14 protein-coding genes are annotated in these 13,016 nt (G+C 63.7%); 9 read left to right on the forward strand and 5 right to left on the reverse strand.

What is annotated here, in order from left to right:
* Window positions 1-749: 749 nt before the first annotated feature.
* Genes ACN27J_RS08830 through ACN27J_RS08840 form a run of 3 tightly spaced genes read left to right on the forward strand, consistent with a single transcriptional unit; the run spans window position 750 to window position 4,130 of the window.
* Window positions 750-1,610, forward strand: coding sequence for a hypothetical protein (locus tag ACN27J_RS08830; RefSeq protein WP_421365043.1), 861 nt, complete (start codon window positions 750-752; stop codon window positions 1,608-1,610).
* A complete protein-coding gene (locus ACN27J_RS08835; RefSeq protein ID WP_421365044.1) occupies window positions 1,603-2,160 on the forward strand; it encodes a hypothetical protein in 558 nt (185 codons plus the stop codon). The genes ACN27J_RS08830 and ACN27J_RS08835 overlap by 8 nt, the downstream gene beginning before the upstream one ends.
* Window positions 2,161-2,186: 26 nt before the next feature.
* Entirely contained in the window at window positions 2,187-4,130 is a 1,944-nt protein-coding gene (locus ACN27J_RS08840) for an AAA family ATPase (protein WP_421365045.1), read from the forward strand.
* 360 nt (window positions 4,131-4,490) lie between these two features.
* Here ACN27J_RS08840 and ACN27J_RS08845 read toward each other — a convergent pair whose 3' ends face one another.
* Entirely contained in the window at window positions 4,491-4,724 is a 234-nt protein-coding gene (locus ACN27J_RS08845) for a winged helix-turn-helix domain-containing protein (protein ID WP_421365047.1), read from the reverse strand.
* 272 nt (window positions 4,725-4,996) lie between these two features.
* Here ACN27J_RS08845 and ACN27J_RS08850 point away from each other — a divergent pair, with 272 nt between their 5' ends.
* Genes ACN27J_RS08850 through ACN27J_RS08860 form a run of 3 tightly spaced genes read left to right on the forward strand, consistent with a single transcriptional unit; the run spans window position 4,997 to window position 6,659 of the window.
* The gene (locus tag ACN27J_RS08850) at window positions 4,997-5,341 is read left to right on the forward strand and encodes a hypothetical protein (protein ID WP_421365048.1); all 345 of its coding nucleotides are present in this window, start codon (window positions 4,997-4,999) and stop codon (window positions 5,339-5,341) included.
* Window positions 5,338-6,129, forward strand: coding sequence for a hypothetical protein (locus ACN27J_RS08855; protein ID WP_421365049.1), 792 nt, complete (start codon window positions 5,338-5,340; stop codon window positions 6,127-6,129). The genes ACN27J_RS08850 and ACN27J_RS08855 overlap by 4 nt, the downstream gene beginning before the upstream one ends.
* Window positions 6,126-6,659 (forward strand): hypothetical protein, encoded by a 534-nt coding sequence (locus ACN27J_RS08860; RefSeq protein ID WP_421365051.1) that lies wholly within the window; start codon window positions 6,126-6,128, stop codon window positions 6,657-6,659. Before ACN27J_RS08855 ends, ACN27J_RS08860 begins: the two co-directional genes overlap by 4 nt.
* Here ACN27J_RS08860 and ACN27J_RS08865 read toward each other — a convergent pair.
* Together ACN27J_RS08865 and ACN27J_RS08870 are read right to left on the reverse strand one after the other, a co-directional pair.
* On the reverse strand, window positions 6,586-7,224 hold the full coding sequence (locus ACN27J_RS08865) for a TetR/AcrR family transcriptional regulator (protein WP_421365053.1): 639 nt from the start codon (window positions 7,222-7,224) through the stop codon (window positions 6,586-6,588). The genes ACN27J_RS08860 and ACN27J_RS08865 overlap by 74 nt on opposite strands.
* Window positions 7,221-7,544, reverse strand: coding sequence for a DMT family transporter (locus ACN27J_RS08870; protein WP_353850380.1), 324 nt, complete (start codon window positions 7,542-7,544; stop codon window positions 7,221-7,223). Before ACN27J_RS08870 ends, ACN27J_RS08865 begins: the two co-directional genes overlap by 4 nt.
* 194 nt (window positions 7,545-7,738) lie before the next feature.
* Here ACN27J_RS08870 and ACN27J_RS08875 point away from each other — a divergent pair, with 194 nt between their 5' ends.
* Both ACN27J_RS08875 and ACN27J_RS08880 read left to right on the forward strand, forming a co-directional pair.
* Window positions 7,739-8,365: a hypothetical protein gene (locus tag ACN27J_RS08875; RefSeq protein WP_421365055.1), complete on the forward strand. Its 627-nt coding sequence runs from the start codon at window positions 7,739-7,741 to the stop codon at window positions 8,363-8,365.
* Window positions 8,362-8,814, forward strand: a complete 453-nt coding sequence (locus ACN27J_RS08880; protein ID WP_421365056.1) for a hypothetical protein — start codon at window positions 8,362-8,364, stop codon at window positions 8,812-8,814. The genes ACN27J_RS08875 and ACN27J_RS08880 overlap by 4 nt, the downstream gene beginning before the upstream one ends.
* 61 nt (window positions 8,815-8,875) lie before the next feature.
* Here the strand turns inward: ACN27J_RS08880 and ACN27J_RS08885 are convergent, their stop codons facing one another.
* Both ACN27J_RS08885 and ACN27J_RS08890 read right to left on the reverse strand, forming a co-directional pair.
* Entirely contained in the window at window positions 8,876-10,201 is a 1,326-nt protein-coding gene (locus tag ACN27J_RS08885) for an ATP-dependent 6-phosphofructokinase (RefSeq protein ID WP_421365057.1), read from the reverse strand.
* A 77-nt stretch (window positions 10,202-10,278) separates the two neighbouring features.
* The gene (locus ACN27J_RS08890; RefSeq protein ID WP_421365058.1) at window positions 10,279-10,833 is read right to left on the reverse strand and encodes a Uma2 family endonuclease; all 555 of its coding nucleotides are present in this window, start codon (window positions 10,831-10,833) and stop codon (window positions 10,279-10,281) included.
* Window positions 10,834-11,030: 197 nt separating this feature from the next.
* On the opposite strand from ACN27J_RS08890, the gene ACN27J_RS08895 reads away from it, so the two are divergent.
* A complete protein-coding gene (locus ACN27J_RS08895; RefSeq protein WP_421365059.1) occupies window positions 11,031-13,013 on the forward strand; it encodes a DUF262 domain-containing protein in 1,983 nt (660 codons plus the stop codon).
* Window positions 13,014-13,016: the final 3 nt, after the last annotated feature.

Here is a 13,016-nt window from a genome sequence, read left to right on the forward strand (position 1 = left end):
ATGGAGCAGTTTGCCGCAAAGGAGCGCTGAGTCGATGGGACATGGCCGACTTCAGTGCGGAGAGATCTCGTTGCTCCTGCAGCGACGGAGACCTTGCCGGCTCACTTGCCTCCGCGTCGTCATTCACCTCGCATCTGCCCTGCTCACAACCCGGAGCGTCGACTACGCAAAAGCCCTGACTGCCGACACGTAGACCCAACGCCATACCTCAAGATCACAATCTTCGCAAGCGTCTTGTAGTTCACAAACGTGCCGCACGTATCCGAGCGGAAGTACGTACCGGCAGTGGACACAGAGGGCAACCAGGCCCTAGCGTGCTGTACGTGCATGAAGAGACTGCGCCGCTACTTGGACCCGGTTTGTCCGAGAAGCCGGTGGAGGACCGAGGCCACGAGACGGCAAAATGGTACGCGTACCAGTACGCGTGCACGACTCGCGAGTGCTTCGCGATGCTTACACGGCCGCGACCGTGGGTGCTGTGCGAGTGGCATACAGACTATGTCTGTGCTGGACCAGACGGCACACAGCCACACCTCCTCGTCTCAGTAAAGCATCGAAACCAAGATCAAGGAGCTTGGTCACTCGCCGACTTGCCATCCAAAGGAGGCTTTAAGGTCCTCTATGAACGTTGGATTGCGAGCGAAAAGACAAACACGTGCCTATGGGTGACAAATAACGGATTCAAGGTTGGCGAGAACCAAGCACGGGAGCTATCCAGAATCCTGTCCACCAAACCCGACTCTCGCGACATGGATGCACTGAAGTGGTACGCTAGCGCCCTGCAGTCCGCTCTTGGCTCTAGCAGCGTGGACGAAGTCATCGAATTTCTCTCCGCATTAGAAATGTACAGCACTGGCGGAGATGAGCACAGCATGCGGGCGCTCGTCATTGACGATACGGTCCGACCCACTTTGGCCAGGTTGGGCGTGCGTCCTGGCTTCGCCAGAGCGGCCTATGACGCCGCGTTCAACCTTGTCGACGAAGCCGTTCGAGGGCTCGATCCGCACGAGCCAGATGTTGATTGGATGGTGGGCAATGACCTTGCTAACCATTCGAAAGGCGTCCGAATGATCACCAAAGCCCGATTTCTACGAAGACTTCAAGATAGCGGGATACCTATAACCAACGACGCCATCGACGAACAGAACGCAAGCGGAACAGCAATGTCCCGCAAACTCCGCGCCGGAATGCTCGGACCTACCGTAGTTTCAGCAGCCCCTCGCCTACGTCGACGCTGGTATGAAGTTGAGGCCAGCTTCCGCCCCGACGTACCGAGCCCGGTTGCCGACGAGGTCGGCAGGATCCGAGCAGAGATTCTGCATCATGCATTGGTCGCGGAAACGCGCACAAGGAAGGCAGAAGCTTCGTATGGAACCCAGATGCATATGGAGCTAAGTCAGTTCATTTCTGCCGCCGACCTAAGTCCAAGGATTCCCGTCGGGCTGCCGGAACTTATGGGATGCGTATACCAATTAACAGACGAATGCAAGATTTGGTGGTCCGATGAATTCGATCCGCAATACGAGGCTCCTTGGAACACTGGAGCCAAGAACCGAAACCAGCATACACAGCTAGCACTTCCGATGTTCAACGGTGATAGTCATGCCTGATCCTGAAGCAGGCATCTACCATCAACTTCCGCGCGACAACGGATTAGACTATCACGCCGCCCGAATTCTGCTACTAATCTCAGCATTCAGCCACAGTAAACGCAATGGAATTGACGGGTTGACCAAGCTTGCAAAACTAGACTTTCTCCTGAGGTATCCAGCAATGCTGGAGAGGCTTTCGCTTGCCGAGGCAAGCAAGGGTCCTCCCGCTCACTTGCGGGCAACCGATAACGAACGACTGGCAGTAGAGAGCCGTATGATCCGATATAAGTATGGCCCATGGGATGATAGATATTATCCAATCCTCGGGATACTCATCGGGACTGGTCTCATAAAAAGCTCGGGCGGAAAGGGAAGGCTGCGAATGTCCGCTACAGGGGACGGAAAACGAGTCGCATCTCAGCTTATTTCCCTACCTACCTGGCAGCTAACCGCCGGCCGTTGCGAATTTATTGCGGCGAACTTCAACACGACCGGAAGTCGACTTAAAGATTTGATCTACAAGAACCTGCCCGATGTAGTTGACCGCCCACACCGCACCTACATCTGATCTGGCATACGATAAAGGATCGAATTATGGCAGTCCATCTTCAGTTTCATAGCATAGCCCTCAAGACCACTCAAGCCACGAGCAGGTATGATTTCAAGCCCGGACTGAACGTCATCACCGGAAGCTATAAAACTGGCAAGAGCAGCATGCTAGAGCTTCTGAAATTCGCGCTTGGCGCCAAAGGCGCCAAGCTAATGACGACAATTGAAGAGAACCTTCAGCTCGTTACATTGGAAGTGACGATTGGGGCAGACCGACTAACCTTAAGCCGCGCGGTAGGCCAGAATCAGGTTACCGTCACCCATACAGGTGGCTACACTCATCGATGGACCGCCACATCGGGCAAAATGCCGAGGTCCGGCATCGAAATTCTTAAGCTTCTCAAGTTTCCTATCGCACGCCTAAGCAATAACAGCGAGACAGGCAGCGAGCCCTTAACCTTCTTCGACCTTTTCCGATATGTCTACCTACCACAGGATGACGTCAATTCATCGGTGGCGGGACACAACGATCCTTTCACGAACCGAAAAAGACGTGCTATTTTCGAGTTGGCCTACGGCTTGTCTGATGAACGTATCCGAGATCTAGAGGTTGATGCTGCCGCACTAGAGCGAGCACAGGGAGAGGCGAAATTGGAGGCGGAGACCGTCCGCCGCTTCCTATTCAATGTTGGCGCACCCCACGAAGCCGAACTGTCAACCGAAGAGGCAGAAGCACGATCTGACCTCGTCGAGGCGGAGAGACGCCTTGAGGAAGCTAAGCGGATGGCCGGCTCAGAAATCGGCGCAGACCAGGAGAATCTCCGGAAGAGAATCTCAACCCTCAGGACTGCGGCGGCAGACGCTGAAGCGGAGCGCACGCTGGCGCAGGTGGCAGTCGACCGAGGTCGTGCCTTGCTCGCACAACTCGAACTCGACGCACAAAGAGCCCAGCGGGAGGCAGACGCTCACAATTCGATCTCAGGTCTCGAATTTAGCGTTTGTCCACGGTGCCTACAATCCGTGTCAGATCGCGACCTTGATCCAGGGCTATGCCTTCTTTGCACCCAGGTCCAGCCATCTCGGTCCGGCCCCAGACTGCGGAGCGATCACGATGCAATAGTGACTCGAATTCTGGCACAGAAAGAAGAAGCACGGATGCTTCTGAAAGAAGATGAAGATTATGTCACTGAGTGGACAAATCAAGTAGATAGACTCCGCGAACAACTCTTCGAAGCTGCGGGCGATCTGGAAAGGCAAGCCGATCCTAGGCAGATTTTTCCTAGTATCGATCAGGCAAGTGAGGCCGCAGCTGACCGTGAGCGAGCCCGCTCGCGTTTGCGCGATATTGAGCGATTCCGAGATCAATGGAACCAGCACGAAGAAATCGAATCGAGAGTACGCCGCTTGGGCCAGCAATTGGATTCAAACCGCACACAACAAGCATACGAACGACGACGAGTTGAAGAGAATAGGTACAGAATTGGTGAGTTAGGCGAAATATTCGACGAAGAGATTCGTGAACTGCGCTTCGCTGGATATCAGGAAGCAGGACTGGACCCTCAGACCTACCTACCCGTAATCAACGGAGACTCATTCGATCGCTTAAGCGTAAGCGGAGCCAGCAAGACCCTCGCGAATGACGCCTATTACCTTGCCAACCTGGCATACTCGTTAAGCAGTAGCGAGTATCTCATGCCCGACGCGCTTCTGCTTGACAGCCCTAGAACTAGCCTCGGAAATACTCCGGACGACGTCGCTGCCGGCCAAAGGCTTTACGAGAGAATGTATCGCCTGTCACTGGCGTACCCAGCATGTCAGATTATTGTGGCCGACAACGGGCTTCCCCCACTGGAACGAACTCTATCAAAGTCTATTAACCTTATAACCTTGACCTACGACCAACCATTGCTGCACGACGTCCCGCATCCGGGTAGGCAGGCTGTAATTGAGATGGAGCTAAGTCAGGCGGGAAGGCGTCGGCGGCGATAGCCAGGTTCGTCACTCCTCGCGCGTCGTCCGGCCGACTCTCCTCAGCGAGCGCGCCTGCGACAATGCTCGTAGCATTGACCAATTATGGTGTCGAGGACGACGATCCCGGCGACCAGGGCTCGACACAGCGCTGCGATGTGGAGGGAAACTTGGCGGTCTGGCGAGAGCGCGTCGGACCCGACCTACTACCGTATGCTTGCGACGGCGTCCCACCCACTTGGCGCTCGGTGGCATCGCCGGCCCTCCCCTGGTCAGCGATGTAGCCAACTCGCCCTGTGAAGTGACTGCCTTACCGAGGTCACCGCCGATGCCCGGCAAGCCATCAGACGGGTAGGACGCCTACCACGCGTGTCGACAGGATCAGTCCTGCGCCTCGTTCGGGTCGACGACGAAGACGCCGACTCCCGGCACGCCTTCGACGACGCGCTCGGCCTTCAGCGTGTTGATCGCCTGTCGCACGACGATCGCCGAGACGCCGTGCTCGCGACCGAGTTCGGTGGTCGATGGCAGCTTGTCGCCCGGAGCAAGCTCTCCGGTGGCGACCTTGGCGCGGATGCCGTCGGCAATCTGCGCCCACTTCGGTTTGGCGGGCATTGTCTACTCCCAGATCTGCACCTCACATTCGACCATGAATCGGTTGGTATGGCAAGCGATGACCAGCGAACTTGCTCGTACATCACTTGTTATATACGATGACCGAGCAACCCGCTCCCAGGTCTGCAAACCCGGAGCCAGTTGCGTCGCAAAGAGCCCGGTCGACCGACGCCGCCTGTCGGTCGGCCGGGTGCGTCAACCTGCCCGCCACCTGCGACAACAGTCGCATCAGCGGCGGGTGCCATCTCCACGCGTACGGGAGGCAACGTCCGGTGACACCCGACCCCCGCCCCACCCCGACCGTCCCACCACCACCCACCCGGCCACGCCCGGCCGGCGACCAGCGTTCCGGGACCTACTACACCCGGTACGCCCGCGCCCGTGTCGTCGAGGCGCAACGCACCATCGACCGCCACACCACCTCGGCGTACACCGGGTGTTGTCTCGGCTGTGGACGGCCCGGACCGTGCGCGGACCTGACCGAAGCCGAAGCGACGATGCACCGCTACCACCGGCTGCCGTTCCGCCGCCCCGGCGCGACCCTGCTCGACCCCAACCGGGTCGCCGACACCCCCGCCGACCGGCCCCGGTTCTCCTGGCTGAGCAGGTCGGCATGAGCACCCGGGAGTACGCCGCTGACGGCGAAGCGCTGCAGGTCGCCGCCGACACGATCGGCGCGCTGCGGGCGGTCTGCCTGGCCCTGGAGACCGCCGTCACCCACGTCACCGAGCAGCTCGGCGACGCCCACACGCTCGCCCCGGACGCCCGGCTCGCCGTCGACCGCTACGAGGAAGCCCTGCACCAGGCGTGGGAGGCGTACGGCGAAGTCTTCGACGCCGTCACCGTCGCCCGGCCGCAGCTGCCGGGCAGCCGCCCGGTCGGCGTCGCCACCATCATGCGCGGCCTGCGGACCGCCCGTGAGCACGCCACCCACGCCGCCGGCACCACCGGCGACGCCCGACCCCGGGTGCTGGCCGCCGCCGACCGCCTGGCCCGCAGCGACGACCCGTACGCCCAGGCCGCCGCCGCCCGGCTGCGCACCGCCCTGGCCCGCCTCGACCAGCTCGGCGGCAGCCTCGGCGTCGGCACCGGTGCCCTCGACCGCTACTTCAACGCCCTCGCCAACGGCTACGACCCGCCGCAGCAGCGGCTGCGCCGGCTGGCCGCCCGACGCCCGCTCACCGGCACCCCACCCGCCGCCGCCGACACCGACGACGGCGATCCACCCGGCGACGGTGCCGGCTCCGCCGGGCATCAGCCACCGACCGAGGTACGCGGAGTCGCCGCCCGTACCGCTGCGTCGCTGGTCGCCGCCGGCCGGCACCACGTCAGGTTCCGCACCTTCTGGCAGCTCGTCCGCCACCACATCTGGCAAGACGCCTTCCGCACCTGGAGGAGCCGGTGACCAGCGCACCCACCGCCGCCCTGACCTACCTGGTCGCCGGGCAGACCGGCGCACACGAACGCCAACTCGCCCGCTTCGACGACGACCAGTGGCAGGAATACCTCGACCTGCTCAGCGGACTGTTCGTCCTCACCGTGGACCGACGCTTCCGGCCCGGCGAACCGGGCGCGGTGATCCGCTTCGTCGCCAGCGTCCGGGAACGCTTCGACCCGGCTGGCACCGCCATCGACCCGACAGTGGCGGAAACCCTGATGTACGCCGCCCTCGGCCAGCACGACACCCTGCCCGCCACCGCCGAAACCATCACCGCGCAGACACTGCTGGTCGTCGCCCTGGTCACCGACGAAGGACTCAGCCCCGCCGGACTGGCCGACCTGATCGACGACACCACCGCGATGATCGCCGCCGAGCCGGACAACCGGCCAGCCGCCGTCACCCCGGACGGGCCGGCCGCCGTCACCCCGGACGGGCAGCCGGCCGGCCAGCAGCAGCCCGACGACCACGGGCAGCAGCCGGCTGATCCACCCTGACCAGGGCGGCGATCGACGATTCGACAGCGGCGGTGTCCAGCGGCTCACCGATGGCGAAGTGTTGCAGCAGGACACCGTCGACGAAGACGGCGACCGCGTACGCCGCGCGGTCGCCGATCAGCGGCGTCAGGATCTCGCAGAGACGGTCCCGCCAGGCGCGGGCCAGTGGCCGCAGCTCGGGGCTGCGGGCTGCGGCCAGGTACAGCTCCAGCTCGGTCAGCGCCCGGCCCCGGTCGGCCAGGTACTCCCCGATCAGCCCGGTGAGCCGGGCCGGCAGGTCGGTGCCGTCGCCGAGCTGATCGGCCCAGCGGCGCAACTCGGCCTCGACGTCCGTCTGGGCCTGCCGCAGCCCGGCCACGATCAGGTCGGCCAGGGTCGGAAAGTAGTAGGTGGTCGCCCCGAGCGGGACACCGGCGCGGGCGGCGACCGCCCGGTGCGTGGTCCGCCCGATGCCGACCTCGGCGACCACCTCCAGGGTGGCGGCGGCCAGCGCCCGGCGGCGGCCCTCCGGGTCCCGGGGCCGCGCCGGACGCCGGCTGGCCGCGCTGCCCGGGTCGGCGGTCAATGGGCACCGCCCAGGTTGAGCACCACCACACCGGCGATGACCAGCCCGATCCCGGTCACCTTCGCCAGGGTCAACGGCTCGCCCAGGAACGTCGCGCCGATCGCGGCGATGGCCGCCGTGCCGAGCCCGGCCCACAGCGCGTACGCGACACCGACCGGGATCGTCTTCACCGCCTGGGCGAGGCAGGCGAACGCGGTGACGTACGCCGCGACCAGGGCGAGCGTCGGCCACAGCCGGGTGAACCCGTGGGTCGACTTGAGCAGACTCGTCCCGATCACCTCGGCGGTGATCGCGGCAGCGAGGAACACGTACGCCATGATCGTCTCCGTTCTTGTACAAAAGTACATGTACAAGCGTACAAGAATCGGGGTGGGTCGGCAGCGGACATCCCCGGCCGACCACCGGGTGAGTAGCCGCCGCACCGATTTGAGCGGCGCGCTACTCACGCCAACCTCCGGGATCCGGTGCTGGACTGTGCCTGCTTTCGCCACCTTCAGCCCCACGAGGATGATCGATGTTCACCACTGCGTTAGCCCGAATCCGGAGCCTGCTGGCCGCCGGGATCGTCACCGGAGTGATCGCGACGGCGGGTGCGGTGACCCTCGCGGCGCCCCCGGCCACCGCCGGCGGCCCCACCCTGGTCCCGCTCGTCACCTTCTTCAGCCCCGCCCGGGGCGACTACTTCACCACCAGCCAGTCGGCGTGGACCTGCAAGTACTTCCGCCTCGCCGGCTGCGCGCCCGACCCGCTCTACCACAGCGTCGGCATCCAAGGGCACGTCTTCAACCCCGACAACCCCAGGCCGGCCGGCACCACCCCGCTCTACCACTGGTGGAGCCCCGACCGCGCGGACAACTTCCTCACCACCGACCCCAACTGGGCCGGCAACGTCGGCGACCGCAAGACATCCGGCCACGAGTACACGCTGTTCCGGATCGAGGGGTACGTGCCGATCGCGCTACCGGTCGGCGGCGGCATGGCCTTCTACACCCGGCCACCGAGGACAACGCCGCCCTGGCGACGTGGAACCGGGTCGCGGGTTACAGCTCGCCCGCCGCCGGTTGGGGCCTGTACCGCCGCGAGACCGGCTACCTGCTGCCCCCGGAGTCGTCGGCCCTGCAGAAATGCCAGCCACCCATGACCACGCCGAACCACACGTCCGACCCCTGGTCCGCCGCCGGCAACCACGTGACCCCCTGGTTGGCGGCGCATGGCCTGGAGAACGGCGATGCCCTGCGCGTCGACGCGACCGGGGAGATCAGGACCGACTTCTGGGGCAGCGTCAAGCCGGTGCACGGGTACTCCTGGGAGCACGCCGTGCCCGGCTACCCGGCGCCCGGTGAGCCTCCCTACTCACTGATCGGCTCGGTGACGGCCGGCGCGGCCTTCGTCAGCGGGCGCGGATGGTACGAGGCCGGCAGATGGTTCCCGATCGTCGGCACCCGGGACACCGGCACGCCGTCGACCTCGCCGTGCCTGCTCTACGAAGCCGCCGGGCTGGTCGGCGGCAGGTTCGAGGTCACGATCAACGACGACAACCTCAGCGACAACAGCGGAGCCGCGACCGTGACAGTACGCCAGTGGTGGTGAGCCGCTGCTGGTGAGCATCCTCTGTGTAGTGGGCGGCCAAACCGGCCGCCCGATCAGGCGATCAGGCGATCAACGGCGGCTGACCGGTGGCCTCCAGGACCGACAGCCACAGGTCGCCGTACGGGTCGACCTGGTTACGGGCGCTCACCGCCAGCGGCATCGGCACGTGCACGAACCTGCCCCGCCACCGACCCACCACCAGGTCGGTCCGACCGGCCATCGCCGCGTGCACCGCCGCATGCGCCAACCGGATGCAGTAGACACTGTCGTACGGGTTGGCCGGAACCCCACGGATCGTGTAGCTCGGGTCGATGTACTTCACACTCGCCTCGCGTCCAGCGTCGGCGAAGTCCTCGACGATCCGCTGCCGCAGGTAGCGGCCGAAATCGTGCAGCCGCAGATTGCCGGAGGCGTCGTGCCCGACGGGTTCGCCGGCCAGATGCTCCTGGCCGGCGCCCTCGGCGGCGACGACCGTCGCGTGCCCCCGGTCGGCGACCCGGCGACGCAGGTGCGTCAGGAGGCCACCCGGGCCGTCCAGTGCGAACGGAACCTCGGGCACCAGGACGAAATCGGCGTCGTGGGTGGCCAGCGCCGCGTAGCAGGCGATGAAACCCGAATGCCGACCCATCAGCTGTACGAGCCCGATCCCGCCGGGGAACGCGGTGGCCTCCACATGGGCGGCCCGGATCACCTCGGTGGCGTGCGCGACCGCCGTCTGGAAACCAAAGCTCTGATCGATGTACGGAATGTCGTTGTCGATCGTCTTCGGCACCCCGACGACGGCGACCGGCCGGCCCCGCTGGGCGAGCACCTCGGTGATCCGCGACGCGCCCCGCATCGAACCGTCGCCACCGATCACGAACAGGATGTCGATGCCGAGCTCGTCGAGGGTGTCGGCGATCTCCTCCGGATCCTGGTTGCCCCGCGACGTACCGAGGATGGTGCCGCCGTACTCGTCGATCCGGTCCACGACCGCCGGGGTCAGCGGGACCGGGTCGTGGCCGTACCGGGCGACCAGCCCCTGATAGCCGTTACGGAAACCGACGATCTGCCGCACCCCGTAGCCGGTGGTCAGCTCCAGCACCAGAGCCCGGATGACATTGTTCAGGCCGGGGCAGAGCCCACCGCAGGTGACGATCCCGACCCGGGTCCGGGCCGGCTCGAAGAAGATCTTCTGTCGCGGTCCGCCCGGTTCGAGACTGGGCAGCTCGTCGACGGGCAGACCCCGGCCGGTGAGCATCCCGACGGTGTCGTCGAGCAGCACCCGGTCGGACTCGTCGACGTAGTGCCAGCTGGTGTTGCGCCCGAGCAGCAGTCGGGCCAGCGGCGAGTCGAACAGGCACCCGCCCAGCGTCCGGATCTCCAGTCGCACCGGCTCGTCGGCCATTCACCCATGGTCCCGGCCGTTGTTTTCAACGGCGTTACCGAACGGCACCGTCGGCCGGTCGGACCACAGCGATCCGCTCAGCTGGCGTGCGGCGCGATCAGGTCATCGACGGCAAGCTCAATGCCGGCGTACGGGACCGGGATGCGCTCCCCGGGGAGGTACTCGACCCGAGTCCGGTAACCGGACGAGATCGGCCCCGTGTGCTCATAGATCGCCCGCTGGGTGACGACCCAGTACACCGGGTAGCCTGCCTGGCCGTACAGCCTGGTCTTGACGTTGAGATCCTGGATCATCGTCTCGTCGGCGACCTCGACCACGAGCAACACATCGACGGCGGCCCAAACCGACAACCGAGACCCGACCATCCCGATCGGACCAGCGTCGACGCGACGCACCCAGCAATCCGGGTCGGGAAGCGACTCCCCGGTCGGCAGGGTCGCGGTCGTCACCCGCACCCCGTCTCGCGGCAGCGTCGCCAGCAACTGACCGACCGTGTCACCGTGCCATGATCCGATCGCTACCGGCCAGATTTCTCCTTCGACGAGCTCCACCCGGTGGTCGAACGCCCCCGCTTCCGAGGCGCGCAGAAACTCGCTCCGGCTCCATCGGTAGGCGAGCACGGGCTCGGTCATGGTCCCGATCCTACCAACCGCCCGAGGACACTGACCGACACAGTGCGTCGCGGTCGGCGCACGTCAGCTCGGCAGCCGACCCGCCAGCACCGCTGGACCTCCTACTCACCAACTGACGTCGCTGTCAGCCCTCCCTTGATACATACCTACAACGGCAGGTAACCTCCCGCCTGCTCTGACCGTGACACGTTCTGATGGTGCTTTACGCATCGCTTGAAGTGGAATCTGGCAGCGAAGAACGCCGACCACGGCCGTCTGGCGGTCGTGACCTGGAAGTTTGGATCGACGACCTCGTCTCGGCGAAGGCGAAAGGATACATCGTGGCTACCGTTGACCGCAGCATCGAGGGTGGAGCAAAGACCGTCAACGAGGTACTGGCCAACAAGAAGTACGAAATCGACTACTACCAGCGCGAATACCGGTGGGAATCCAAGCAGATCACGGAACTTGTCGCGGACCTGACAACCAAGTTCCTGGATCTCTACGATGCCGGTCACACGCGCAAAGACGTCGCAAAGTACCCCGGATACTTCCTTGGCTCCATCATCATCTCACAGAAGAAAAGCGGGCCATTCATCGTCGATGGCCAGCAACGACTGACAAGCCTCACGCTGCTTCTCACCTTCCTCCGTCGCCTCCAGGCTGACCGCAGCGACAAGGTCGACGTCGACCCGCTAATTTACTCAGAGATGTACGGCGAGAAGTCTTTCAACCTCAACGTGGATGACCGTACCGACTGCATGGAGGCGCTGTTCGGCCACGGCGCCTACAATCCCAAGCCCGACGACCCGACATCGGTGCATACCCTTGTCGCACGCTACCAGGAGCTCGAAGGATTGTTCCCCGAGGAGCTACACGGCGAAGCCTTACCTTACTTCGTCGATTGGCTGAAGGACCGCGTGCAGCTGGTCCAGATCACGGCGTACGACGACGATGACGCATACGCGATCTTCGAGACCATGAACGACCGCGGTCTGCGCCTCACCCCAGCCGACATGCTCAAGGGCTACCTGCTTGCCAACATGGAGGACGGCGACCCCCGCGCCAAGGCCAACGAACTCTGGCGCAGGCGCTTGCGTGAGCTCGATGAGAAGAGCGAGGATGCAAGCTCCGACTTCCTGAAGACCTGGCTGCGCAGCCAGTACTCGACGAAGATCCGTGAACGCAAGAGGAACGCCCGCCCAGAGAACTGGGATCGGATCGGCACCGAGTTCCACCGTTGGCTACGCGGCGACAGCGAGCAGGTCGGGTTGACAAGCAAGGACAGCTACTACAAATTTGTTCGCGTTGACTTTGACTTCTACAGCCGCCAGTACGAACGCATCACCGACGCCGCCCGGGGCACGTTTGACCCCACCAGCCCGCTACGCTTCATCCGCTACAATTTCGATCACCGATTCACACTCCAAGACCAGCTACTGCTTGCACCACTGCGCGTCAGCGATGACCTCACGACGATAGATCGCAAACTGGAACTGGTCGGCCGGTTCGCCGACATCCTGCTCGCCTGGCGCATCTGGAACTTCCGATCCACCGCCTACTCGACGATGCAGTACGCCATGTTCACTGTGATGCGCGATATCCGTGGGCTGGACATCGAGGAGCTCGGGATATCCCTGCACGCCTACCTGACGGGGATCACCGAGACCTTCGACAGCAATAACGACCTCTATGTCCACCAGCAGAACCGCAGCCAAATCCACAAGATTCTCGCCAGGATCACCGATTATATCACAGTCAGCTCAGGTCAGGCATCCAATTACATCGAGTTGACCAACGGCGCGAAGGTGATGTACGAGGTCGAGCATGTGTGGGCCAACCGACCGGCGCGTCACACTGACGACTTCACCCACGAGGCAGATTTCGCTCGCCATCGCAACCGTGTCGGCGATCTGCTCCTACTTCCCAAACGGTTCAACGCAAGCTACGGCGACGACACGTACGCCGCGAAGCGGCCCCGCTATTACAGCCAGAATCTGCTTGCCGCCAGCCTCGACCCCCAAACGTACGACAAGAATCCTGGCTTCCTCTCCTTTATCAAGTCCAGTAGCCTCCCGTTCAGGGCACACGAAGAGTTCAAGGCAGTCGACATCATCGAGCGAGGTAAGCTCTATCAGGCCATCGCCAAGCATGTCTGGAACCCCGACGACCTTCTCGCCGTCGCAAATGGCAGTTCCTGACCG

The organism is Solwaraspora sp. WMMB762 (assembly GCF_049179115.1).
In the GTDB taxonomy this organism is placed as follows: Bacteria; Actinomycetota; Actinomycetes; order Mycobacteriales; family Micromonosporaceae; genus Micromonospora_E.